Origin of the sequence: Immundisolibacter sp. (assembly GCF_041625615.1) — a bacterium.
In the GTDB taxonomy this organism is placed as follows: Bacteria; Pseudomonadota; Gammaproteobacteria; order Immundisolibacterales; family Immundisolibacteraceae; genus Immundisolibacter.
The window spans coordinates 1-23,708 of record NZ_JBFJTF010000022.1 but is presented as its reverse complement, the minus strand read 5'-3'; the positions used below and the strand labels follow the sequence as shown (position 1 = coordinate 23,708).

Here is a 23,708-nt window from a genome sequence, read left to right as displayed (position 1 = left end):
TGGACGCGGACGGCGTACAGCGCAGCGAGAACCTGCTCGGCAGTCGCGCCGGGGCGCCGCGTTTCGCGCTGTTGCTGGATCAGCCCGGCAGTGACGTGTCAGGGCGTAGGTTCTTTGATCGTGCCATTGCCTACCCCGGTGCGGTGCAGCGCAGTCGCGTCTATCTGCAGCGTGGCTTTGGCGTTGCCTGCGTGACCCTGGCGGTCACGGCGCCGTTGGCGGGTCGGGCAGGCGTGTTGTGTTGCGACGTGGCCTGGCGCACCGCGCAGGCTGACTGAGCCGACGCCGGCCAGCGCGCCGCGGCGTGACACGCAGCGCGTCGGCGCGACGATCTACCCCGGCTCATCGATGGGCGCCGGGCGTCCGAGCAGGAAGCCCTGCCCGTAGTTGACGCCGATCTCGCGCAGCAACTCGAGCGTCGCCGCGTCTTCGACGAACTCGGCGATGGTCTGAAAGCCCATGATGGTCGACAGCCGGTGGATCGCCTCCACCATGGCGTGGTCGATCGGCTCACGGGTGATGTCACGCACGAAACTGCCGTCCAGCTTCAGGAAATCCACCGGCAGGTGCTTCAGGTAGGCAAACGACGACACCCCGGTGCCAAAGTCGTCCAGCGCGAACAGGCAGCCGGCGCCTCTGAGGCGGCCGATGAACTCCCGCGTGCGGCCCAGATGCGACACGGCGGTGGTTTCCGTCAGCTCCAGGCACAGGCGCCCGGCCGGGTGCGCCGGGTTTTCGAAATAGGCTTCCAGCAGGCCGATGACCTCCGCATCCTCCAGCGAACGCCCGGACAGGTTCACTGACAGGCGGGTGCCATTGCCGCGTGCCGGGTCGAGCAGGCGGCCCAGGACGCGCGTGAGCACGTAGCGGTCGATCAGTGGCATCAGGCCGAAGCGCTCGGCGGCCGGCAAAAAGGCGCCGGGCATGACCAGGTGTCCATCGCGCCGACGCAGGCGCAACAGCACCTCGAACCACGGCAGTGGGTCACCGTGCAGGGCGTGGATCGGCTGCGTGTACAACTGCAGGCGCTGTTCCTCGATGGCCTCATGCAGCTCCCTCGCCCATTGCATTTCACTGCGCCGGCGTGTCAGGTCGGCGTCGTCCGGGCGGAACAGGTGAATGCGGTTGCGGCCCAGGTCCTTGGCGGTGTAGCAGGCCAGGTCGGCCTCGGACAGCAATTCGGTGGCCGAGGCGGCCGTGGCGGTGATGGGGACCACCCCGATGCTCGCGCCGACGACGAAGCTGCGCTCGCCCCAGCGGAACCGGAAATCGGCCACCGCGGCGAGCAATTTGCTGGCGATGGCGTGCGCGTTTTCGGTTGGACAGTCCACCAGCAGCACGCCGAATTCGTCACCGCCCAGGCGCGCCAGCAGGTCGTGACGGCGGATGCGCTGCTGCAGCGCGCTGGCCAGTTCGGCCAGCAGCTGGTCGCCGGCGGCATGGCCACAACCGTCGTTGACCACCTTGAACTGATCGAGGTCGACGTAGCACAGCGCATGCACGGCATCGCCGCAGCGCGTCTGTTCGAGCAACTCCTCCAGGCGTCGTTCGAATTCGCGTCGGTTGGGCAGGCCGGTCAGGGGGTCGTGCCGGGCCTGGTGCGAGATTTCCGCCGCCAGGCGACGGGTATCGGTGACGTCGCGGAACACGATGACGGCGCCGGCCAGGGTGCCGTCGGGCATGCTGATAGGGGCGGCCGAGTCCTCGATGAGCGATTCCGCGCCGTTGCGGTTGAGCAGCACGGTGGGGTCGGCCAGGTCGAACGGCTGCTCGGATCCCGTGCTGCGTTGCAGAGGGTTTGCCAGCGGCGTACGGGTGCTTTCATGCACCACACGGAATACCCGGTCCACCGGTTGGCCCAGCGCTTCGGCGTACGACCAGCCGGTCAGGCGCTCGGCGATCGGGTTCAGCGCGGTGACCCGTCCCTGGGGGTCGGTGGTGATCACACCGTCCGCGATCGATTGCAGCGTGACCCGTGCCAGTTCCTCGGCCTGGGCCAGGGCCTGTTCGGCATGCTTGCGGTCGGTGATGTCGCGGCCGGAGAAATGCAGTACCCCCTCTCCCCACGACGGTTGCACGGTGAGCGTCACGTCCAGCCAGACAGTGTCGCCGTCGAGGCGCCGTGAGAACCAGTCGAACCGGACGAAGCCGGCGCGCCGGGCCTGTTCGCACACGGCCTGCGCGCGTATTTGCGACGACACGCCGTCCGGCTGCGTGGGGGGGGCGAAATCCAGCGGCGTCTTGCCGATGACCTGCTTCTTGTCGGTGGCGCCGTAGATGCGCGTGAGGTGGGTGTTGCAGTCGATGTAGGTGGGCGTGTCCGTGGCGATCGACACGAAGCCGAAGGCGTCGGTCGCCACCTCGAACAGGTCGCGAAAGCGGGCCTCGATGGCCGCCGGTTCGGTCTTTTTCTCGAGCGCGGTGGACACGTCGCGAATGTGGACACAGTAGGCGTTGCTGCCCAGGGAGGGCAGTGCCGTCAGGTCCACTTCAGCCGACAGCCGCTTGCCCGTCGCGTCGCGAAACTGCCAGCGTGTACGGTAATGCCCGGTGCGCAGGGCCAGCTGGTTGGCCTGCGCGAACAGGGCAGCGCGGTGCGGGTCGAACAGGCCCGCCTTGATCAGCGCAGAGCGAATCTCGTCCGGCGATTCGTCGTTGCGTCGCAAACCGAGCAGGCGGGCAAAGCCCGCATTCCAGTGCTCGATGCGCAGGTCCGCCAGCGTTGCGTTGTAGGCGATTACCGCCGGGTCGGGCTGGTGCTCCAGCCAGTCGAAGATGGGCGACGTGGGGGGCATCGGGGGGAGTCTCCATCCTGGAAATGCTCAGCCGGCGTACCGGCGATTCTTTCTTGTTTCTTGCATTTTGCCGCCCATCCTGGCCGTCGCCCACTGTGTGGTGCCAGGTGTCGGCGGCGTGTGCCATATCTGCCGGCGCCGCTGAACGTGTCGCCGGTGACAGCGGACCGGTTCGACGGGTTCTCGACCCCGCCGGGCCGAAGTTTAAGGGGCACGCAGGGTTTCAGCGCCCGCGCAGGAACAGCCGGTCCAGTTCCGCCAGTGACAGTTCCACCCAGGTCGGTCGGCCGTGGCCGCACTGGCCGCTGCGCTCGGTACGCTCCATGTCGCGCAGCAGGGCATCCATCTCGGCCAGTGACAGTTGGCGTCCGGCGCGCACCGAGCCGTGGCAGGCCATGCCGGTCAGAAGGGCGTCGATGTGGGCCTGCACGCGCGAGCTGTGGCCGTGCTCGCGCAGCTCGGCCAGCACGTCGCGTACCAGCGCCGCGGCGTCGCCGCCCGCCAGCAGCGCAGGCACCTCACGCACGGCCAGTGTGTCCGGCCCGAGTACCGCCAGGTCGAAGCCCAGTGTCGGCCACAGGGCGGCGTGCTGTTCGACGGTCGCCAGTTCGGCGGCGCTGACCGGCAGCGTCAGCGGCACCAGCAGCGGCTGGCCGACGATGGCGCCGCCGGCGTGGGCGGCGCGCAGGCGCTCGAACGTGATGCGCTCGTGCGCCGCGTGCATGTCCACCAGCACCAGGCCGCGGCTGTTCTGCGCCAGGATGTAGATCCCCATCAGCTGCGCCAGCGGGCGTCCCAGGGGCTGGTCGTCCGGTGGCGGGTCGACGACCGCCACCGGCGCGGCCTCGGCGGCGTCCTGCACCAGGCGCCCGTAGGCCGCGCGCTGTTCGGCGATGCGGCCGGTGTCCAGCCGTGGTGCATCGGCGGCCCACAGACGGACCGGTGCCGGGGCCGGGGGCGGGGCGGTCGGTGCCTGGGCGGCCGGGTCCTGTCGCGGGGCCCCGGCGCGGCTGCCGCCGCCGATCACCTCGCGCAGGCAGCGGCGCACGAAGTCGTGCACGCTGCGGCTGTCACGAAACCGCACTTCGGCCTTGGCCGGATGCACGTTGACGTCCACCTGGTCCGGGGGCAGCTCCAGGTACAGCACATAGGCGGGGTGGCGGCCGTGGTAGAGCACGTCCTGGTAGGCCAGGCGCACCGCGTGTGCGAGCAGTTTGTCGCGCACCAGGCGGCCGTTGACGTACCAGTGCTGCAGGTCGGTGGCGGCGCGCGAGAAGGTCGGTAGCGCCGCCCAGCCGGACAGGCGCAGGTCGCCGGCGGGGAAGTCGAGCCGCAGCGCCGCCTCGACGAAGCCCGGTCCGCACAGGCGCGCTAGGCGCTGTTCGCGCACGGTGGTGTCGGCAGCCGGTGGCAGTTGCTGCACGCGGCGGCCGTTGTGTGACCAGCTGAAGCCGATGTCGAAACGGGCCAGCGCCAGCCGACGCAGCACCTCGTCGGCGTGTTGGTACTCGGTCTTCTCGGTGCGCAGGAAGCGCCGGCGCGCCGGCAGGTTGTAGAACAGGTCGCGCACCGACACGGTGGTGCCCGGCGGGTGGGCAGCCGGCAGCGGCGTGTCGTGGCCGGGCGGCAGCTGTGCGGCGTCGCCGTTGGCCACCGCCGACACGACATCCACACGCGCCACCGAGGCGATGCTGGGCAGCGCCTCGCCGCGAAAGCCGAGGGTCTCGATGCGCATCAGCTCGGCGCTGCTGGCGAGCTTGCTGGTGGCGTGCCGGCGCAGCGCCAGCGCCAGTTCACCGGGCGGGATGCCGCCGCCGTCGTCGCGCACGCGGATCAGGTCGATGCCGCCGCGCTCCAGGGCGACATCGATGTGGCGCGCACCGGCGTCGAGGGCGTTTTCCAGCAGTTCCTTGACGATCGACGCCGGCCGTTCGACGACCTCGCCGGCGGCGATCTGGTTGGCCAGCTGCGCCGGCAGCTCGCGGATCGGCCGTCGGGGCGGCTCAGCCACCGCCATCGCGGCGGCGCAGCGCCGGCGTGTGGCCGGCCTCGGCATTGGCCAGCGCCTGGCGCAGGCGTGGCTCGGTCTGCAGGTAGTCGCGGACACCGGCCACCAGCGCACTGGCCAGGCGACGGCGGAACGCCGGGTCGGCCAGTTTGCGCGCTTCTTCGGGGGTGGAGATGAAGGCCGTCTCGACCAGCACGGAGGGTACCTGTGGCGATTTGAGAACCATGAAACCGGCCTGCTGGACGTCGCTGCGGTGCAGTTTGTTGACGTCCGCCAGCCGATCAAGCAACCGCTCGGCCAGGCGCAGGCTGCTCTCAATGGTGGCGTTTTGCGACAGGTCCAGCAAGACCGAGCGCAGCATGCGGTCCTGCCCGGCGGTCGCCAGGCCCGGCGGCATGCCGGCGGCGTTCTCGCGCGCCGCCAGCAGGCGCGCGAACACGCTGCTGGCGCCGTTCTCGGACAGCGCGGAGACGCTCGAGCCACGCGCCGTGCCCTTGGCGACCGCGTCGGCGTGGATGGAGATGAACAGGTCCGCCTTGTGCTTGTGCGCCACCGCGGTGCGCTCGCGCAGCTCCAGGAAGCGGTCGTCGCTGCGCGTGAGCACGGCGCGCATGCCGCGCTGGGCGTTGATCTGCGCCGCCAGTTCGCGCGCCACGGCCAGCGTGATGTCTTTCTCGCGCAGTTTGTTGGGGCCGATGGCGCCGGGGTCATGGCCGCCGTGGCCGGCGTCGATCACGATGGTGACCGCGTCGGCCGCCTGGCTGCGCAAGACGGCCTTGCCGGGCGGTGCTGCGGGGGGGGCGCTGGTCGACGGGCGCGCGGCGATGGGCGGCGCGGCGCCGCGGTGCGTGCCGCGCAGATCGAGCAGCAGTCGCGGGCCGTAGGGTCCGGCGGCCGGCAGGCTGGCCTGCTCCCAGCGCACCGGGGTGGCCAGATCCAGGACCACGCGCAGGGCCCCGCCGGCCTGCGGCCCGCTGCGGATGCCGCGCAGCACCGTCCCGTCGGGTGCGGTGAGGTCGCCGCTCAGGCGGGTTGCCGGCAGGTCCACAACCAGCCGGTCCGGATTGCTCAGGCTGAACACCTTGGCGGCGGTCGGCGCGCTCAGGTCGAGAATCACGCGCGTGCCGTCGTCCAATGGCGCCAGGCGTACGCCGCGAAGTTCGCCGGCGTGGCCGACCAACGGCAGGAGTGCCAGCAGGCTGAGAAAAAGTCGTTTCATGACAGCTGTTCCAGCAGGCGATCGCCGGCGGCACTGCGGCCGCGGGCGCGCAGCCGGCGACCGGCGCCGGCCAGGGTGAGTTCGAGTTCCAGGTCCGGCGGTGGGAGCCAGCCGGTGCCGCGCTCGGGCCACTCGACGAAGCACGTATGGTGGCCATCGAAGACATCACGGGCGCCCATGTATTCCAGTTCTTCCGGGTCGGCCAGGCGGTACAGGTCGAAGTGGCAGATGTCGGCGGCGGACACGCTGTAGGTCTCGAGCAGGGTGTAGGTGGGGCTGCGCACGGCGCCGTCATGGCCGAGCGCCTGCAGCACGCCGCGCACCAGCGTGGTCTTGCCGGCGCCCAGCGGGCCGTGCAGGTACACGGTGAGCGGCCGCGTCAGCGCCCGTGCCAGGCGGGCGCCGAAGGCCAGCTGCGCCGCCTCGTTGTCAAGCACCCAGGTCCGCTCCATCGTCCGTCTCGTTCAGAAGTGCCGGCAGTCGCTCCGCCAGGTCGCCGGCCAGAAGGCCTCGCTCGCCGTGTCGAGCGGCCAGGGCGTCGGCCGTTGCGGCGTGCACGCTGGCGCCGAGCGCAGCGGCCTGACGGGCGCTCAGCCCCTGGGCCCACAGGCCGGCGATCAGACCCGTCAGGACATCCCCGGTGCCGCCGCTGGCCAGGCCCGGGTTGCCGCCGGGCACCACGCCGATCGGTGCCGTGCCGTCGCACACCAGCGTGCCGGCGCCCTTGAGCACCACCACGCCGCCGTAGCGTGCGTGCAGTGCCCGCACGGCGGCGAAGCGGTCGGCCTCCACCTGCGCGGGACTGCAGCCGAGCAGGCGTGCCGCCTCGCCGGGGTGCGGCGTGAGGATCCAGTCGTCGCGCCGCTGCGGGGTACCCGCCAGCAGGTTCAGCGCGTCGGCATCGGCCACCAGCGGTTTGCCGCAGGCAAGCGCGCGCGCCCACAGGTCGCGGCCGAAGGCTTCCTGGCCCAGGCCGGGGCCGATCGCCAGTCGGTCGGCGCGGTCCAGCAGCGGCGTCAGTTGCGCCGGGGTGTCGAGGCCGTGCGCCATCAGCTCCGGTCGGCCCGACAGCAGCGCCGGCACGTGCGCCGGGCGTGTTGCCACGGTGGTCAGCCCGGCGCCGGCGCGGGCGCTGGCGGTGCCCGCCAGGCGGGCGGCGCCGCCGAAGCCGTGGTCGCCACCGATCACCAGCACGTGCCCGAAGTCGCCCTTGTGGGCCTGCCGTGCCCGGGGCGGCAGCCAGGCAGCACGCAGGCGCGGGAGGTCCAGAAGTACCGCTTCCGCAGCCGGTTCGTCGGGGTCGGGCGTCACGCCCAGGGCGTCGAAGGCCAGTTGCCCGCACAGTGCCCGCGCCTTGCCGGTGTACAAGCCACGCTTGCGCACGACGAAGCTCAGTGTGGCGGTTGCCCGCACCGCGCGGCCGGGCGCGTCGCCGGTGTCGGCATGCAGGCCGCTGGGCAGGTCCAGCGCCAGCACCGGGCGGCCGCTGGCGTTCAGGGCGTCGATGGCCTGCGCGGTGGCGCCCTCGGGTGCGCGGTCCATGCCGGTGCCGAGCAGACCGTCCACCAGGACCTCGGTATCGGGCGCCGGCAGCTGCGCCGACTCGTGGCCACCGCAGGCCAGAAACCACTGCCGGGCGGTGTCGGCCTCGCTGCCCGTGTGCGGGGCGCCGGCCACGGCGGTCAGGTGCACGTCGAGCCCGGCCAGGTGTGCCAGGCGCGCCAGCACGTAGCCGTCGCCGCCGTTGTTACCGACGCCACACACCACGCCCAGGCGTTGCGCCGCCGGCCACAGCCGGCGCAGCATGGAATAGGCGGCCGTGCCGGCGCGTTCCATCAGCAGCGTGCCGGTGCAGCCGGGCCGCAGGGCGGCGGCCCGGTCGATCGCCCGCGCCTGCGCAGGAGAGTATAGTTTGTCAAGCGAAAACAGCATGTTACGAAGGTCGCTTGATACCCGACATGAAAAAACGTCTCAAGCATACGCGCCTTTCGACGTTTTTTGGACCTTCCGAACGTTAAATGCCGTTTTTTTGAGCAGCCGTGACCAGTCCCACTCCTGCTGAATTGCTGTCCCTCGTGCGTGATCTGGCGGCCGACCTGGGCTTTGCCGAGGTCGGTGTGAGCGGGGTCGAACTGGCTCATGCGCCGCAGCGCCTGAGCGCCTGGCTGGCGCGCGGCTACCACGGCGAGATGGCCTGGATGGCCCGTCATGGCGAAAAGCGCTGGCGGCCGGACGCACTGGTGCCGGGCACGGTGCGCGTGATCTCGGTGCGCATGGACTATTGGCCGGCCGGGGCCGCCGCGCCGTGGCCGGTGCTCGGTGATCCGGCCCTGGGCTATGTGTCTCGCTACGCGCTGGGCCGGGACTACCACAAGCGGGTGCGCCAGCGCCTGCAGCGGCTGGCCGACGGCATCGTCGAGCGGGTGGGTCCGTTCGGTTACCGGGTGTTCTGCGACAGTGCGCCGGTGCTGGAAAAGCCCCTGGCCGAGCAGGCCGGCCTGGGCTGGATCGGCAAGCACACCTGCCTGATCGATCGTCGTGCCGGGTCGTGGTTCTTCCTGGGCGAGCTGTACACGGACCTGCCGCTGCCGGTCGATGCCCCGGCCACCGGACACTGCGGCAGTTGCCGCGCCTGTCTGGACGTGTGTCCCACCGGGGCCATTGTGGCGCCGTACGTGCTCGACGCGCGGCGGTGCATCTCGTACCTCACCATCGAGCATCCGGGGCCGATTCCGGAGCCGCTGCGCCCGCTGCTGGGCAACCGCATCTACGGTTGCGACGACTGCCAGCTGGTGTGTCCTTGGAACAAGTTCGCGCGGGTCAGTGAGGCAGCGGATTTCGCGCCCCGTCACGGTCTGGACGCGCCGCGTCTGACGGAACTGATGGACTGGACTGCGGCCGAGTTCGAGCGACGCCTGGAGGGTTCAGCCATCCGCCGCATCGGCCATGAGCGCTGGCAGCGCAACCTCGCCGTGGCGCTGGGCAATGCACCGCCGGGCGATGGGGATGCGGTGGCCTGTCTGCGTCGTCATCTCGACAATGCGTCGTCGCTGGTGCGCGAGCACGTGGCCTGGGCGCTGCGGCAGCATGGTGTCTGAAGGCCGCTGGCGTGCTGCCGGTGTGCCGGCGCGACGGCGTGGACGGTCTAGTTGAGGCCGAGCTTGAGCATGCGGTAGCGCAGCTGGCGCAGCGTCAGGCCCAGGCGCGCGGCCGCCGCGGTGCGGTTGTAGCGGGTTGCCTGCAGCGCAGCCAGGATGCGTTCGCGTTCCACCTGCCCGAGCTCCGCCTGCAGGCCGTCGCCGGTCGGCGCGGGCTCGGCCGGGATGGCCGCCATCCCCGCCTCCGGCAGGTGCAGGTCCGAGACGTCGATGTCCGGCCCTTCGCTCAGGGCGGCGGCACGCTCGAGGATGTTCTCGAGTTCGCGTACGTTGCCTGGAAACGGGTAGGCCTGCAGTGCCTTCAGCGCCGCCGATGTCAGGCGATGACGGCCACCGTCGATGCGATGCAGCACGTCGGTGGCCAGGGCGGGCAGGTCCTCGTGCCGGTCGCGCAGCGGGGGGACCAGCAGTTCGATGACGTTGATGCGGTAGTAGAAATCCTGCCGCAGACGACCGTCCCGGAGCAGCGCCGTCAGGTCCTCGTGTGTGGCGCTGAGCACGCGCACGTCGACCGGCACTTCCTGGCGCGCGCCGACTGGCCGCACGGCGCGTTCCTGCAGCGCCCGCAGCAGCTTCACCTGCATGGCGGGCGGCACGGCGCCGATCTCGTCCAGGAACAGGGTGCCGCCGGCAGCGGACTGGAACAGGCCGTCACGGTCGGCGCCGGCGCCCGTGAAGCTGCCCTTGACGTGACCGAACAGCTCGCTTTCGAGCAGTTGTTCCGGCAGGGCGCCGCAGTTGACCGGTACGAATGGTCCGTTGGCGCGCGGGCCCTGGGCATGGATCAGGCGCGCCACCCGTTCCTTGCCGACCCCCGATTCGCCGCGGATGAACACCGGCGCCTGGCTGCGTGCGAGCTTGGCCACGGTGGTGCGCAGGGCCTGCATGGCGGGCGAGTCGCCGATCAGTTGCGGCAGTCCGGTGGTCTGGCGTTCCGGTGCCAGGCGCAGGGCGGTGTCCACCAGTCGCCGCAGGGCGCGCAGGTTGACGGGCTTGTTGACGAAATCGAAGGCGCCGGCCTTCATGGCGTCGACCGCGGCCTCGACGTCGCCGTGGGCGGTGATGATGGCGATCGGCAGCTGCGCCTGGGTGTGCTGGATGTGTTCGATCAGGTCCAGGCCGCTGCCATCCGGCAGGCGCAGGTCGCACAGGCACAGCCGGTACTCGCCGTCGGTGAGGGCCGCCCGGGCCTGCGCCAGTGAGCCGGCGCTGTGGCTGGCCAGGCCCATCCCGTCGAGGGTGATGGCCAGCAGCTCGCACAGGTCCGGCTCGTCGTCGACGATCAGTACGCGGGTTGGTGTGGATTCGGTGTGGGTCATGTGAGTTGCCGTCGGCGTCGGTCGGCCAGCACGATGCGGAAACCCGCGCCGCCGGCCGGCGGCGTGTAGTAATCGATGTGCGCCTGGTTGGCGGTGCACAGCTCGCGTGCCATGAACAGGCCGAGCCCGGTGCCGTCGGCGCGGTTGGTGTTGAATGGCTCGAACAGCCGCTCACGTTCCGCGGGCGGCACGCCGGGGCCGCGGTCCTCGATCTCGATCAACGGCCGCTCGCGCGTGCCCGACACCCGTGTACGGATTGTCACCTGCGGCGCCTGGGCCCCCGCAGCATGCCACAGGGCGTTGTCGAGCAGGTTCTCGATCGCCTGTTGCAGCTGGCCGGGCGTGCCGCGCGTGACCAGTCCGGGCGTGAGGTGGAGCGCGACGGCGTCGGCCGGTACCCGGCGGCTGGTGCAATAGGTGTCGACCACCTGTGTCAGCCAGGGCGACAGGTCGAGCAGTTCGGGCTGGACCGGCTGCGAGCGCCCAAGCGCCAGCACCTCCTCCACGATGCGGTTCACACGCTCGCCCTGGCGCAGCATGATGGCCACCAGGCGCGCCTGGTCGGCGGTCAGGGCGTCGTCTTCCTGCAGCAGCTGGGCGGCGTGGCTGATGCCGCTCAGGGGGTTGCGCACCTGGTGGGCGATGCTGGCCGCCAGGCGGCCCAGCGATGCCAGTTTCAGCAACTGTGCCTGTTGGTTCACGGCCGCCGTGTCATCGAGAAAGATCAGCGCATCGGCCGTGTGGCCGGTGCCCAGTGGCGCAAAGCGCGGCACATAGGCCCCGGTGCTGTGCTCCGGCGGCGATTCGCGGCCCGACCGCCAGCGTGCCAGGGCATCGGCGATCGGCGGCGCCAGCTCAGCCAGCGGTGTGTCGCGGGCGATGTGTCGGCCCAGAAGGCGCGCTGCCGAGCCATTTGCGAGCCGTACCCGCTGTGCCGGGTCGATCACCAGGACGCCGGTCTGCATGCGCTGAATGATCTCGTCGTTCAGGCGCGCCAGGCCCAGTGCCTCGTTCTGGCGGGCGCTTGCCAGCAGTGCGCTGCGCCGGGCCCGGCGTGCCATCTCGTAGGCCAGGGCAGCGGCGGCAAAACAGGTACTGCCGAGCACGCCGGCCTGGGTGTACGTGGGTGCCAGCTGGTCGATATGGACCCGGTACAGGCTCTGCGCCAGCACGGCCAGGGCCGCCAGCGCCGCATACAAGAACGCCAGCCGCCCGGACACCAGCAGGCCACCGCCGGCCACCACGACCACCAGCAGTGTCCCAAGGCCGCTGCCGAGGCCGCCGCTGGCGTGCATCAGCAACGTCAGGGCGGCAATGTCGGCACCGACCAGCGCGGTGGTTTGCAGGTTGAAGCGCGGCCAGCGCGCGACCAGTGCCAGGGGGGCCAGGGCGGCGCCGAGCAGGTAGGCGATCGCAACGTACCGGTACAGGACGGGATCGGCCGAACCGAGCGGCTTCAACGGGGGATCGAGCAGGCTCAGTCCCAGCAGCAGGCCGGAGCTGCCCAGCCGCAGCAGGTTGAACCACAGCAGCGGCCGCCAGGTGAGGCGCTCGTGCGTGTTCGGGGCGGCCAGGCTGGCCAGTGCGCCGCTGGCGGTGGCGGTGGAAGGCGCCGCGGCGGGCGCGCAGCTGCGTTCAGTCACCGTCCAGGGCGGTCTGCCAGCGCCGGGTCAGCCAGTCGCTCATCAGCCAGCGCAGCCCGTCGTGGGCGGCGAAGGTGCGAACCCATTCGCGTCCGCGCACGAAACGCCGGTGGCGAGCGCGGCTGCCGGCGCCGTCGGCCATGCCCAGCCACACGGTGCCGACGGGTTTGTCGTCGCTGCCGCCGCCTGGCCCCGCGATGCCGGTGATGGCGAGCCCGAGGTCGGCGCCAAAGCGCTCTCGCACGCTCCGCGCCATCTGCTGCGCCACCGTCTCGCTGACGGCGCCGTGGGTGGTCAGGCTGGCGGCATCGACGCCGAGCAGCCCGTGCTTGGCGCTGTTGGCGTAGCTGACCACGCCGCCGAGGAAGTAGGCCGATGCGCCGGGCAGGTCGGTGATGACCTTGCCGACCAGGCCGCCGGTGCATGACTCGGCGACGGCCAGTGTCTGGCCCGTTTCGGTCAGATAGGTCGCGCACAGCTGCGGCGTGCTGAGGGCGCTGAAATCGAGCAGCACGTCGGCGAAGCGCTCCAGCACGAACCGTCGCAGGGCACCGATCTGCGCCGGCGAGGCGTCGTACAGCTTCAGTTCCAGCTCCGGGAAAATCGCCCGGTAGCCCAGTTCAAGCCCCTGTTGCTCGGCCCATGGCCGCATGACGTCGGCCAGGCTCGATTCACCGATGCCCAGGAAGCGGATGAAGCTGTGGGAGGGTTTGCGCGCCTGCGGCAGCTCGCCCAGCAGGGCGGCGACCATCGGCTGCATCTCGCGCGGCGGACCAGGCAGGGCGACCACGTGCTTTTGCCGGCCGCCGCGCTGCAGGGTGGCGACGAAGCCCGGTGCTGTGCCGTTGGGATTGGACAGAATCCGCGCGCCGGCCGGGAACAGCGCCTGCTTGCGGTTGTTGTCGGTCAGCGGAATGCCGAACTCGGCGAAGCGGCGCTCGATGTGTTGCCAGCTGGCTGGATCGAACTGCAGCTCGACGCCGGCCAGGGTCGCCACGACCTCGGCGGTCAGGTCGTCCTCGGTAGGGCCCAGGCCGCCGGTCATGAAGACCCAGTCGGCGCGCGCAAGGGCGGTTTCGAGCACGAAATCCAAGTCCCTGCGGCGATCGCCGGCGGTCAGCATCAGCTGTACGTCGAAACCGGCCTCGCCGAGTCGGCGCGACAGTTCGGCGCTGTTGCTGTCCACCAACTCACCGCGGAGCACTTCCTCGCCGGTGCTGACGATGCAGGCGCTCAGGTCTGGGCTGCTCACGGCGATCGTACTCGCAGGCAAGGTGCGGGGAGGGCACGCAGTATGCCGCCCGGCGGCGCGCACCGTAAACTGCGCGTTTGCTGCAGTGCCCGTTCGTCTATGTCCGCTGTTTTTCTGCTCGGCCCGACCGCCGCGGGCAAGTCCGCGCTGGCATTGGCCATTGCGCGCCGCTTGCCGTGCGAGATCGTCAGTGTCGACTCCGGGCAGGTGTACCGGGGCATGGACATTGGCACGGCGAAGCCATCGCCGGCCGAGCAGGGCGGGGTGCCGCATCACCTGATCGACATCCGCATGCCCGACGCGCCTTACTCGGCCGGTCAGTTCCGCGCCGATGCGGTTGCGCTGATTGCACAGATCAAGGCGCGCGGCCGCATCCCGTTACTGGTCGGCGGCACGTTTCTGTATTTCCGCGCCCTCGAGCGCGGCCTGGCGCAGCTGCCGGCGGCCGACACCGCGCTGCGTGCCGCCATCGAGGCGCAGGCGGCGCGGGACGGCTGGCCGGCCCTGCACGCGCAGTTGGCGGTCGTGGACCCGGTCCTGGCGGCGCGTGTGGCCCCGTCCGATCGTCAGCGCATCGCGCGCGGGCTGGAGGTGTTCCGGTGCACCGGACGGCCCCTGAGCGACTGGCAGCGGCAGGCCGGTCAGGTGGAGGGCGTTGCGGGGTTGCGGCTGATACTGGCGCCGCCCGCGCGCCAGGACGTGTATCGCGCGGTCGAGGCCCGCTTCGATGCCATGCTGGCTGCCGGGCTGGTTGACGAGGTCGAAGCCTTGCGGGCGGCCGGCTACGATGGCCAGTTGCCGGCGTTGCGGGCCGTCGGGTACCGGCAGGTGTGGCGTTTTCTGCATGGCGAGTTGGACCGCGCCGGCATGATCGAGGCCGCCAAGACGGCCAGTCGCCAGTACGCCAAGCGTCAGCTCACCTGGCTGCGCGGTGATCCACAGGGTCACTGGCTGAGCCCGGGCGATCGTTCCGTGCCGGCACGGGTCTGCGAATTGATTGAGAAAACGGCAGCCTGATGCAAGAACCGTGACCGTCTTGCGCGGTCGAACAGGCAGCCGGCCGGCGGCCCATCCGCTGCACGGGGGCCGGCACCCATCTTGCTAAACTGAACGCGCGGGCCAACCGGACGGGCCCGTCACTATTTCGAGGATTACGAAAATGAAAAAAGCCCAGGGCCTGCAGGATCCCTTTTTGAACCTGTTGCGCAAGGAGCACATCCCGGTCTCCATCTTCCTGGTCAATGGCATCAAGCTGCAGGGGCATATCGAGGCCTTCGACCAGTATGTGGTGGTGCTCAAGAACGCCGTGTCGCAGATGATCTACAAGCACGCCATCTCGACCGTGGTGCCGGGGCGGCCGATCCGTATCCCGACCGTGGTCGAGGGTGAGCAGGCGACTGAAGTCGCGGAGGAAAAAAATTCCTAGTCCGACGATCGTAGAGGCCGGTCATGGGCCGGCCGTGCCGCCGTCCATCACCACGCGCCAACGCGTGGTGGTGGTGGCGGTCGAACTGCCTGGCGCCGACATGGGCGTCCAGGATGATCTGGCCGAAGCACTCGAACTGACGCGTGCAGCCGGCGGCGAGGTGGTGGATACCCTCACCTGCCGCCGCAGCCAGATCGACCCGGCACTGTTCATCGGCCGCGGCAAGGCGGCTGAGCTGGCCGAGCGGGTGGGCGCCACCTGCGCGGAACTGGTCATCTTCAACCAGCCGCTGAGCCCGTCCCAGGAGCGCAATCTCGAGCGCCTGTTGCAGTGTCCGGTGGTGGACCGGATCGGCTTGATCCTGGACATCTTCGCCCGCCGTGCCCGCTCGCACGAGGGCAAGCTTCAGGTGGAACTGGCGCAGCTGCGTCACCTGTCCACGCGTCTGGTGCGCGGCTGGACTCACTTGGAGCGGCAAAAGGGCGGCATCGGTCTGCGCGGACCCGGCGAGAGCCAGCTCGAGACCGACCGCCGGCTGTTGCGGGTGCGCCTGCGCCAGTTGGAGGCGCGTTTGGGGCGGGCCGTGGGGCAGCGCATCAACAGTCGCCGCCAGCGTACGCGCAGCGAGACGCCGACGGTGGCGTTGGTCGGCTACACCAACAGTGGAAAATCGACCCTGTTCAACGCGCTGACCTCGGCCGAGGTGTTCGCCGCCGATCTCCTGTTCGCCACCCTCGACTCCACGCTGCGGCGCCTGGAGTTGCCGCAATGTGAGCCGCTGGTGCTGGTCGACACGGTCGGCTTCGTGCGCAACCTGCCGCACGAGCTGGTGGCGGCCTTCCGCTCTACGCTGGAGGAGGTGCGCAGTGCCAGCCTGCTGCTGCACGTGGTCGACAGCGCCCGCGATGACCAGCGTGCCCTGATGGTGCAGCAGGTCAACGGCGTGCTCGAGGAGATCGGCGCCGGCGACATCCCGCAGATCGAGGTCATGAACAAGATCGACCTGACCGATGGGGTGCCCCGGCGCAGCGCCGGCGAGGCGGGTGGCCCGCCACGGGTGTGGCTGTCGGCGCGCGGCGGCGAAGGCATCGACCTGCTGCGCGATGCGGTCGGCGAGCAGTTCGCCGAGGGCGTGTCGCACCAGCGGTGGCATTTGCCGCGCTGTGACGGGCGCCTGCGCGCGCATGTGTTCCGCGTGGCGAAGGTGCGGCACGAGCATTTCGATCCGGACGGTGGCTGGCAGGTGGAATTCGATGTCCGCCGTCGCGAGCTCGGTCAGCTGGAGCCGCTGCTCGCCGCGGCCGCGACCGACGCCAGGCCGGCTGCGGAGTCGGGCTGATGCGCCCGGCTATGTCGGCGCGAACCTCTGTGGAACAATAAGCGCCCCCGAGGCCGCAGTCAGCGGCAGCAAGGAGAAATTAATGGCTTGGAACGAACCGGGCGGGTCCGGCAATCGCGATCCGTGGGGTCGCCGTGCCGACGCTGGGCCGCCGGATCTGGATGAACTGTTTCGTCGGCTTCGCCAGCGGTTCGGCGGTGACGGTGGCAATGGCGGTGGCAGCGCCAATTCCCCGCCACCGGCCTTGTGGGGCGGCCTGCTGCTGCTGCTGCTGGTGCTGTGGCTGGCGTCGGGGTTCTACGTGGTGAGCGAGGGCGAGCGCGGCGTGGTGCTGCGTTTCGGCAAGTTCGCCAGCACCGCAACGCCGGGTCTGCGCTGGCATGTGCCGTATCCGGTCGAGCGCGTGCTGCGCGTCAACATCGGCGAGATCCGCACCGCCGAGGTCGGTTACCGTGGTGCGCCGCGCGATCGCGCGGGCGACATGGCGACGGAGTCGCAGATGCTCACCGCCGACGAGAACATCGTCGACGTCAAGCTGGCGGTGCAGTATCGCGTCAAGGATGCCGCCAACTACGTGTTCAAGGTGCGTGATCCGGACCTCACCGTGCAGCAGGTGGCCGAGTCGGCCATCCGCGAAGTGGTCGGCAAGAGCCGCATGGAGTTCATCCTCACCGAGGGACGCGATGCCGTAGCCCAGCAGGTGGCGGTGCTGCTCCAGGAGACCCTGGATCGCTATCAGGCCGGCATCGAGGTGACCTCGGTCAACATGCAGGATGCGCAGCCGCCCGAGCAGGTGCAGGCGGCGTTCTACGATGCGGTCAAGGCGCGCGAGGACGAGCAGCGGCTGATCAACGAGGCGCAGGCCTATCGCAACGAGGTCATCCCGCGGGCACGCGGTGAGGTGGCACGCATCGTCGCCGACGCCGAAGCCTACAAGGGGCAGATCGTTGCCCGTGCCGAAGGTGAGGCGGCGCGCTTCAGCCTGTTGGCCAACGAATACCGCGTCGCGCCGGCGGTCACCCGTCAGCGGCTTTATCTGGAAACCATGGAGCAGGTCCTGGCCCGTACACCGAAGGTGTTGATGCAGGGCGAGGGCAACCGTCTCACGCTGCTGCCGCTCGATCGCCTGCTGCAGTCGTCCCGGGCTGCCGACGAGGGGCAAGCATCGGCCAGCCCGGCGACCGCGCCGCCGTCGCCGCCGCAGAGCACGCCGGCACGTGTGCTGCGTGACCGCTCCGACTACGTGCGCGGCCGGGAGCCTCGTTCATGAATCGCACTCTGACCTTCATCGGCGCACTGGTCGTGGTGGGCCTGCTGCTGGCCAACACCGCCCTGTACACCGTGGACGAGCGCGAGCGCGTCCTGCTGTTCCGCCTGGGCGAGGTGATCGCCGCCGATCTGCCGCCGGGGCTGCACGTGAAGACCCCGTTCATCAATTCAGTGGTCAAGTACGACGGCCGCATCCAGACCCTGGACCGCGGGCCGGTGCGCTACCAGACCAGCGAGTTGAAGAACGTGGTGGTGGATTCGTTCGTCAAGTGGCGGATCTCCGACACGCGGCGCTTCTTCGTGGCGGTCGGTCGTGGTGACGTCAACACCCGCCTGGCGCAGATCGTCAACGACCTGTCACGCAACGAGTTCGGCAAGCGCACCGTGCAGGCGGCGGTCAGCGGTGATCGGCACGAGATCATGGACCTGCTGCGCCGGCGTACCGGCGAGCGGGCGGCCGAGTTCGGCGTCGAGATCATCGACGTGCGCATCAAGCGCGTCGATCTGCCGACCGAGGTCAGCAGCTCTGTGTTCAGCCGCATGGACGCCGAGCGCAAGCGCGTGGCGGCCGAGCTGCGTGCCCAGGGTGCCGAGGAGGGCGAGCGCATTCGCGCCCAGGCGGACAAGGAACGCACGCTGTTGCTGGCCAATGCCCAGCGCGATGCGGCGCGCATCCGGGGTGAGGGTGATGCCGCCGCGGCGGCGCGCTATACCGCCGGCATTGGCTCCGACACCGAGTTCTATGACTTCTACCGCAGCCTCGAGGCCTATCGGCAAAGCGTAGGTGCCGAGCGTGATCTGCTGGTACTGGACGCGGACAGTGCGTTTTTCCGGCATTTCGAGGGCGCCCTGACGGGCGGTCGCTGAGGGTCCGGTCCGTGCATGACCTTGCCGCGGCGTTCTGCCTGGTGCTGGTGCTCGAGGGTGTGGTGCCGTTCCTGAGTCCCGGCATGTTGCGGCGCACTGCCGCGGTGACCAGTCAGTTGCCGGACCGGGCGCTGCGCCTGGCGGGGCTCGCCAGCATGCTGGCCGGGCTGGCACTGCTGCAGCTGGTGCGCTGAGGCGGCCGTGCGCTGGTTGCTGCCTCCTGGCATCGAAGACCTGTTGCCGCCCCAGGCCGAGGCCCTGGAGCGGGCGCGCCGGCAACTGCTGGATCTGTTCGCCTGCTGGGGGTATCGCCAGGTGATGCCGCCGCTGGTGGAGTATGCCGACGCGCTGTTGACCGGCACGGGTGCCGATCTGGCTCAGCAGACGCTGCAGGTGACCGATCCGGCGTCGGGCCGTCTGCTGGCAATACGGGCCGACATCACGCCCCAGGTGGCGCGTATCGACGCCCGTGCCGGCGACCCGTCGCCGGCACGGCTGTGTTATCTCGGCTCGGTGCTGACCGCCCAGGATCCGGCGCCTGGCGCCGGGCGCAACCCCATGCAGGTGGGGGCCGAGCTGTACGGCCATGCGGGGCCGCAAAGCGATGTCGAAGTGCTGCGGCTGCTGCTGGCGGCGCTGCGCGTGACAGGTCACGACAGCGTGCACGTGGATCTTGGCCATGTCGGGATCTTCGGGGCGCTCAGTCACGCCGCCGGCCTGGACGCCGAGGCCGAAAATACCTTGTTTGGACTGCTGCAGCGCAAGGCCTGTGCCGACATTGCCCAGTACGTGGCAGGGCTGGGTCTGCCTGACGCGGTCGGCGAATGGTTCGTGCGCTTGCCGGAATGCTTCGGGCCAATCGACCGCCTGCCGGCGTTGCGTGCGATGCTGCGCGGCGTGCCGGAGCCGGTCACCGCCGCACTCGACGAACTGGGCGCCATCGCGGACGAACTGCTGCGCTTCGAGCCGGCGTTGCCGCTGTACGTGGACCTGGCCGAGCTGCGCGGCTACCACTACCACACCGGCCTGGTATTCGCCGCCTATGGCGCCGGCTATGGTCAGGCCATGGCCTGGGGCGGCCGCTACGATGGCGTCGGGCGGGTGTTCGGCCGTGCGCGGCCGGCCACCGGGTTCAGCGCCGACCTCAAGCGCCTGCTCGGCGCGCCGGCGCCGCAGCCATTGCCGGTGTTGGCGCCGTGGTCGAGCGATGGCGAACTGACGACGCTGGTCGAACGCCTCCGGGCGGAAGGACGCAGCGTTATTTATGAACTCCCCGGCAGCGCCTGTGGACCGGTCGGTACGCGCATCGTGCGTGTGGACGGGGCCTGGCAGCTGCAAGACGCAGGATGAGCGGATGGCGAAGAACGTCGTCGTAGTCGGCACCCAGTGGGGTGACGAGGGCAAGGGCAAGGTGGTGGACCTGCTGACCGAGCAGGCGGCCGCCGTGGTGCGGTTCCAGGGCGGGCACAATGCGGGGCACACGGTTGTCGTCGGCGGCGTGAAAACCGTTTTGCACCTGTTGCCGTCCGGCATCCTGCGCCCGGGTGTGCTGTGCCTGATCGGCAACGGCGTGGTGCTGGCGCCGGACGCGTTGCTGAAGGAGATCGCCGACGTCGAGGCGGCGGGCGTGGACGTGCGCTCGCGCCTGCGCATCAGTCCGGCCTGTCCGCTGATTCTGCCGTGTCACGTGGCGCTGGATCAGGCGCGCGAGTCGGCGCTCGGCGCCGGCAAGATCGGCACCACCGGCCGCGGCATCGGCCCGGCGTACGAGGACAAGGTGGCGCGCCGGGCGCTGCGCCTGAGCGACCTGCTGCAGCCGGCCCGCTGCGAGGCCAAGCTGGCCGAACTGCTGGATCTTTACAATTTTCTGCTCACGCAGCGGTTCGGGCAGCCCGCGCTGGAACTGCAGCCGATGCTCGAGCAGGCACTGGCCTGGGGTGAGGCGCTGCGCGAGCTGGTGGACGACGTGCCCGGCCGCCTGCACGCGCTGATGGCCGACGGGCGGCCGATCATGTTCGAGGGGGCCCAGGGCACGCTCCTGGACGTCGATCACGGCACGTATCCGTTCGTGACCTCGTCCAACACCATCGCCGGCGCCGCCGCCACCGGCTCCGGGGTCGGGCCGACCGCCATCGGTTATGTGCTGGGTATTACCAAGGCCTACACCACGCGTGTCGGCTCGGGGCCGTTCCCGACCGAACTGTTCGACGATGTCGGTCGGCACCTGGCGGACGTCGGCGCCGAGCGCGGCGCCACCACCGGCCGTCCGCGCCGCTGCGGCTGGTTCGATGCCGTCGCCATGCGCCGCAGCGTGCAGCTGAACGGCATCAGCGGGCTGTGTATCACCAAGCTGGACGTGCTCGATGGGCTCGACACCGTGAAAATCTGTGTCGATTACGCCGGTGCGTCAGGTCCGTTCGGCCTGTACGATGCCGACGCGCTGGCGGCGTGCGAGCCGGTGTACGAGGAATTGCCCGGCTGGCAGGGCGCCGGTGCCGCCAGCGGCTTTGACCAGCTGCCTGACAACGCCGTGCGCTATCTGCGCCGACTGGAAGAATTGTTGGGTGTGCCGGTGGACATGGTGTCGACCGGCGCCGAGCGTTCGCGCACCGCGGTGCTGCGCAATCCCTTCGATTGAGCGGCGCCGGGGCCAGATACGAAAAAACCCGCCGGATGGCGGGTTTTTCGACCCCCTGCCGGCACGGGCCGGCAGCAGGCATCATGAAGATGGTGCCGAGAAGAGGACTTGAACCTCCACGGGGTTTCCCCCACTAGCACCTGAAGCTAGCGCGTCTACCAATTTCGCCATCTCGGCTGGCATGCTCCGATCCACGAGGACCGAAGCGAGCGCGGCATTTTACTGGCCACGGCCCGGCTGTCAACGAATCTTCATCATGAAACCACGCCGCCCCCGCAAAGACCCCCACCGCAAGCGCGAAGCGGCCCGCTACGAGCGGCCGATCGCCAGCCGTGAACTGATCCTGGATGTGCTGACCGACGCCGGCAAGCCGCTGCCGGCCGAGCGGATTGCCGAGCGCCTGGCGCTGCGCGCCGACTGGGAGAGCGAGGCCCTGGCGCGGCGCCTGTCCGCCATGGTGCGCGACGGCCAGCTGCTGCTCGACCGTCGTGGCCGCTACGGCGCGGTGCGCCAGATGGACCTGTTGCGCGGGCGGGTCAGCGCCCACCGCGACGGCTACGGCTTTTTCGTGCCCGACGGCGATCATCCGGACCTGTACCTGTCGGCGCGCGAGATGCGCGCGGTGATGGACGGCGACCGGGCGGTGGCCAGCGTGGTCAGCGTCGACGCCCGCGGCCGTTACGAGGGCAGCATCGTCGAGGTGCTCGAGCGCCGTCACCGGCGCGTGGTCGGTCGCTACCGGCGTGACGGCAAGCTGGCGTGGCTGGTGCCGGATGACCGGCGACTGGGTGGCGAGATCCTGGTCACCGACAGCGTTGTCCGGCGCAAGGTGCGTGACGGCCAGATCGCGGTGGTGGAGCTCACCCACTACGCGGACCGCCGCCAGCCGGCGCGTGGCCTGCTGGTGGAGCTGCTCGGCGAGCATCTGGCGCCGGGCATGGAGATCGACATCGCGCTGCGCAAGCACGACCTGCCCTGGGAGTGGCCGGACGAGGCCACCGCCCAGGCGCGTGGCTTCCGGCCTCGCGTCACCGCCGCCGACAGCCGCAACCGCGAGGATTTTCGCCACCTGCCGCTGATCACCATCGATGGCGAGGACGCGCGCGACTTCGACGACGCCGTGTATGCCGAGCGCGACGGTCGCGGCTGGCGGCTGCTGGTGGCCATTGCCGACGTGAGCCACTACGTGCGCCCCGGCAGCGCCATCGACACCGAGGCACACCGTCGCGGCACGTCGGTGTACTTCCCGCAGCGCGTCATTCCGATGCTGCCGGAGGTGCTGTCGAACGAGCTGTGCTCGCTCAAGCCCGAGGTGGACCGGCTGGCGCTGGTGTGCGAGATGACCATCGGTGCCCGCGGCGCGATCAAAAGCTACCGCTTCGCGCGCGGCGTGATCCGATCGCACGCGCGCACCACCTACACCGAAATCGCCGCTGTCCTGGACGGCGATGCGGCGCTGCGCGACCGCTACTTCGCGTTGCTGCCGCACATCGACACCCTGCATCGCCTGTACCGCGCGCTCGACGGCGAGCGGCGCCGGCGCGGGGCGGTGGAATTCGAATCGGCCGAGGCGCGCATCGTTTACGGCGACGACCGCAAGATCGACCGCATCGAGGCGTCCGAGCGAACGGTGGCCCACTGCATCATCGAGGAGTGCATGATCGCCGCCAACCGGTGCGCGGCGGAATTCCTGAACAGCCGCGAAATGCCGGCGCTGTATCGCGTCCACGACCGCCCGCAGGCGGAAAAGGTCACCCAGCTGCGCGGCTTCCTGGCCGAGTTCGGCCTGCAACTGGGCGGGGGCGAGACGCCGGCACCGGCCGACTACCGGGCACTGACCGAGGTCATTGCCGATCGACCCGACCGGTATCTGCTGCAAACGCCCATCCTGCGCAGTTTCCGGCAGGCGGTGTACGACCCCGAGTGCCGCGGTCACTTCGGTCTGGCGCTGGACGCCTACGCCCATTTCACCTCGCCCATCCGCCGCTATCCGGACCTGCTGGTGCACCGTGCCATCGTGCATGCGCTGCGCGGGCGCAAGGCGACCTCGTACCACTACAGCGGCGAGCAGATGGCGGCGCTGGGCGCGCACTGTTCGCTGACCGAGCGCCGCGCCGATGACGCCACCCGCGAGGTGGTGGCCTGGCTCAAGTGCGAGTTCCTGCAGGACCGCGTCGGCGAGGTGCTGGGCGGGCTGGTCAGTGGCGTGGCGGCGTTCGGCCTGTTCGTGACGCTCGACGGCGCCTACACGGAAGGCCTGGTCCACATCACCGGCCTGCCGGATGACTATTACCACTTCGACCCGCTGCACCATCGCCTGGTCGGCGACCGGCGCCGGCGGGTGTTCCGGCTCGGCGACCGGGTGCAGGTCCGGGTGGCGCGTGTCGACCTCGACGAGCGCAAGATCGACCTCGATTTTGTCGGCCTTGAAAACGGGCGCGCCCGATGAGCCGGTCGCTCGCCTATGGTCTGCACCCGGTGCGCAGCCTGCTGGAGCGGGAGCCGGCCGGTATTGCCCGGCTGCTGTTGCTCGATCCGAACAGGCCCCCGTTCGCCGAGTTGGCGACCCTGGCCGCAGCGCACGGCATCATCGTGGAGCGGCGCCCAGCAGGCACGCTCGATCGCCTGTGCGGCGGTGCCGTTCACCAGGGCGCGATGGCACTGCTGTCGGCGCCGCCCCAGGCGCTGGACGAGAACGCGCTCGAGGCCATTCTGGCCAGCGCCGCGCAGCCGCTGCTGCTGGTGCTGGACGAAGTGCAGGACCCGCGCAACCTC

Annotated in this window: 19 protein-coding genes, 1 tRNA gene and 1 pseudogene; 12 read left to right on the top strand and 9 right to left on the bottom strand. The window is 70.2% G+C overall.

Annotation, left to right across the window (positions count from 1 at the left end):
* Positions 1-278 (top strand): annotated as a pseudogene (locus ABYX71_RS03095) (EAL domain-containing protein); the annotation flags it as partial.
* Between the two features lie 54 nt (positions 279-332).
* On the opposite strand, the gene ABYX71_RS03090 reads toward ABYX71_RS03095, so the two are convergent.
* The 5 genes from ABYX71_RS03090 to ABYX71_RS03070 form a co-directional block, all read right to left on the bottom strand.
* The gene (locus ABYX71_RS03090; RefSeq protein ID WP_372694822.1) at positions 333-2,795 is read right to left on the bottom strand and encodes an EAL domain-containing protein; all 2,463 of its coding nucleotides are present in this window, start codon (positions 2,793-2,795) and stop codon (positions 333-335) included.
* A gap of 223 nt (positions 2,796-3,018) precedes the next feature.
* Positions 3,019-4,812, bottom strand: a complete 1,794-nt coding sequence (mutL, locus tag ABYX71_RS03085) for a DNA mismatch repair endonuclease MutL (protein ID WP_372694820.1) — start codon at positions 4,810-4,812, stop codon at positions 3,019-3,021.
* Positions 4,799-6,022, bottom strand: a complete 1,224-nt coding sequence (locus ABYX71_RS03080) for an N-acetylmuramoyl-L-alanine amidase (protein ID WP_372694819.1) — start codon at positions 6,020-6,022, stop codon at positions 4,799-4,801. The genes mutL and ABYX71_RS03080 overlap by 14 nt, the downstream gene beginning before the upstream one ends.
* Entirely contained in the window at positions 6,019-6,474 is a 456-nt protein-coding gene (gene tsaE, locus ABYX71_RS03075) for a tRNA (adenosine(37)-N6)-threonylcarbamoyltransferase complex ATPase subunit type 1 TsaE (RefSeq protein WP_372694818.1), read from the bottom strand. The genes ABYX71_RS03080 and tsaE overlap by 4 nt, the downstream gene beginning before the upstream one ends.
* Positions 6,452-7,954, bottom strand: a complete 1,503-nt coding sequence (locus ABYX71_RS03070) for an NAD(P)H-hydrate dehydratase (RefSeq protein ID WP_372694817.1) — start codon at positions 7,952-7,954, stop codon at positions 6,452-6,454. Before ABYX71_RS03070 ends, tsaE begins: the two co-directional genes overlap by 23 nt.
* A gap of 107 nt (positions 7,955-8,061) precedes the next feature.
* Here ABYX71_RS03070 and queG point away from each other — a divergent pair, with 107 nt between their 5' ends.
* Positions 8,062-9,120 carry a tRNA epoxyqueuosine(34) reductase QueG gene (gene queG, locus ABYX71_RS03065; protein ID WP_372694816.1) on the top strand — a complete coding sequence of 353 codons (1,059 nt, stop codon included), beginning with the start codon at positions 8,062-8,064 and terminating at the stop codon, positions 9,118-9,120.
* Between the two features lie 47 nt (positions 9,121-9,167).
* Here queG and ABYX71_RS03060 read toward each other — a convergent pair whose 3' ends face one another.
* The 3 genes from ABYX71_RS03060 to ABYX71_RS03050 are packed head-to-tail and all read right to left on the bottom strand — an operon-like array spanning position 9,168 to position 13,394.
* Complete coding sequence (locus ABYX71_RS03060) at positions 9,168-10,499, bottom strand: sigma-54-dependent transcriptional regulator (RefSeq protein WP_372694815.1); 1,332 nt, start codon at positions 10,497-10,499, stop codon at positions 9,168-9,170.
* Entirely contained in the window at positions 10,496-12,142 is a 1,647-nt protein-coding gene (locus ABYX71_RS03055; RefSeq protein ID WP_372694814.1) for a PAS domain-containing sensor histidine kinase, read from the bottom strand. Before ABYX71_RS03055 ends, ABYX71_RS03060 begins: the two co-directional genes overlap by 4 nt.
* Positions 12,135-13,394: a CinA family nicotinamide mononucleotide deamidase-related protein gene (locus ABYX71_RS03050; RefSeq protein WP_372694813.1), complete on the bottom strand. Its 1,260-nt coding sequence runs from the start codon at positions 13,392-13,394 to the stop codon at positions 12,135-12,137. The genes ABYX71_RS03055 and ABYX71_RS03050 overlap by 8 nt, the downstream gene beginning before the upstream one ends.
* 99 nt (positions 13,395-13,493) lie before the next feature.
* Here ABYX71_RS03050 and miaA point away from each other — a divergent pair, with 99 nt between their 5' ends.
* The 8 genes from miaA (at position 13,494) to ABYX71_RS03010 (ending at position 20,933) form a co-directional block, all read left to right on the top strand.
* Positions 13,494-14,411, top strand: a complete 918-nt coding sequence (gene miaA / locus ABYX71_RS03045; protein WP_372694812.1) for a tRNA (adenosine(37)-N6)-dimethylallyltransferase MiaA — start codon at positions 13,494-13,496, stop codon at positions 14,409-14,411.
* 142 nt (positions 14,412-14,553) lie between these two features.
* Positions 14,554-14,820 (top strand): RNA chaperone Hfq, encoded by a 267-nt coding sequence (gene hfq, locus ABYX71_RS03040; protein ID WP_372694810.1) that lies wholly within the window; start codon positions 14,554-14,556, stop codon positions 14,818-14,820.
* A gap of 34 nt (positions 14,821-14,854) precedes the next feature.
* A complete protein-coding gene (hflX, locus tag ABYX71_RS03035) occupies positions 14,855-16,159 on the top strand; it encodes a ribosome rescue GTPase HflX (RefSeq protein WP_372694807.1) in 1,305 nt (434 codons plus the stop codon).
* An 82-nt stretch (positions 16,160-16,241) separates the two neighbouring features.
* The gene (hflK, locus tag ABYX71_RS03030) at positions 16,242-17,429 is read left to right on the top strand and encodes an FtsH protease activity modulator HflK (RefSeq protein WP_372694805.1); all 1,188 of its coding nucleotides are present in this window, start codon (positions 16,242-16,244) and stop codon (positions 17,427-17,429) included.
* Positions 17,426-18,295, top strand: coding sequence for a protease modulator HflC (gene hflC, locus ABYX71_RS03025; RefSeq protein WP_372694803.1), 870 nt, complete (start codon positions 17,426-17,428; stop codon positions 18,293-18,295). The genes hflK and hflC overlap by 4 nt, the downstream gene beginning before the upstream one ends.
* Positions 18,296-18,306: 11 nt before the next feature.
* Positions 18,307-18,489, top strand: a complete 183-nt coding sequence (locus ABYX71_RS03020; RefSeq protein WP_372694801.1) for a DUF2065 domain-containing protein — start codon at positions 18,307-18,309, stop codon at positions 18,487-18,489.
* Positions 18,490-18,496: 7 nt separating this feature from the next.
* Positions 18,497-19,645: an ATP phosphoribosyltransferase regulatory subunit gene (locus ABYX71_RS03015; RefSeq protein WP_372694799.1), complete on the top strand. Its 1,149-nt coding sequence runs from the start codon at positions 18,497-18,499 to the stop codon at positions 19,643-19,645.
* A gap of 4 nt (positions 19,646-19,649) precedes the next feature.
* Entirely contained in the window at positions 19,650-20,933 is a 1,284-nt protein-coding gene (locus ABYX71_RS03010) for an adenylosuccinate synthase (RefSeq protein WP_372694797.1), read from the top strand.
* A gap of 90 nt (positions 20,934-21,023) precedes the next feature.
* Here ABYX71_RS03010 and ABYX71_RS03005 read toward each other — a convergent pair.
* Positions 21,024-21,110, bottom strand: a tRNA-Leu gene (locus ABYX71_RS03005).
* 79 nt (positions 21,111-21,189) lie between these two features.
* On the opposite strand from ABYX71_RS03005, the gene rnr reads away from it, so the two are divergent.
* Both rnr and ABYX71_RS02995 read left to right on the top strand, forming a co-directional pair.
* A complete protein-coding gene (gene rnr / locus ABYX71_RS03000; RefSeq protein WP_372694795.1) occupies positions 21,190-23,382 on the top strand; it encodes a ribonuclease R in 2,193 nt (730 codons plus the stop codon).
* Positions 23,379-23,708 (top strand): RNA methyltransferase substrate-binding domain-containing protein (locus ABYX71_RS02995; protein WP_372694793.1); only part of this gene is annotated, 330 nt, incomplete at its 3' end. The genes rnr and ABYX71_RS02995, both read left to right, overlap by 4 nt.